This is a genomic window from Amnibacterium endophyticum (assembly GCF_042680685.1).
Classification (GTDB): Bacteria; Actinomycetota; Actinomycetes; order Actinomycetales; family Microbacteriaceae; genus Amnibacterium; species Amnibacterium endophyticum.
Map to the genome: position 1 here is coordinate 1 of NZ_JBHUEA010000056.1, position 581 is coordinate 581.

Genomic DNA, 581 nt, shown 5'->3' on the forward strand with positions numbered 1-581 from the left:
CTTAAATCTTTTAGTTGGTCAAACGTAAAACGAACTGTCTTATCCCCTTTTTCACGCATTCTAGACACGATGGAAAAAAACAAATTCATTTCAACCGGTGTAAATTTTCTTAAAGGAATTGTATTTAATTCATGGTGGTATTTTACAATCTCATTAGCCATATAATCACCTCAATCCAATTATGAATGACATTTTTTAAATGTCAAGACATTCATATTTGACGTTCAAACAGACAAAATGTCCTTCATAAACAGACAAAATGTCCTTCATAAACAGACAAAATGTCCTTCATAAACAGACAAAATGTCCTTCATAACATTCTGTATCCATTGGTAGAGTAAGGACACAGCTTACGGTAAAGAGGTTTAAAAAGAGGTTTAAAAAGAGATATAAAAAGAGGGGGGCTAATTTTCCCGCCTAAAAACCACTTCTTTTTTCTTTAAACAGGTTCGCGCATTTTTCAAAACTGCCAATCCAAAACCTTGCTTCCTACGGTCGCCAAAAAGGTGTGATCGCTACGCTCTCACATTGTACTGCGCAGTCGCCTAAAGGCTCCTTTGCTAAAAACATGTTGGTAAAGA

Annotated in this window: 1 protein-coding gene; it reads right to left on the bottom strand. The window is 35.5% G+C overall.

Annotated elements, in window-relative coordinates; genetic code table 11:
• Nucleotides 1-161 (bottom strand): replication initiation protein (locus tag ACFSBI_RS16265; protein ID WP_377936793.1); only part of this gene is annotated, 161 nt, incomplete at its 3' end.
• Between the last annotated feature and the right edge of the window lie 420 nt (nt 162-581).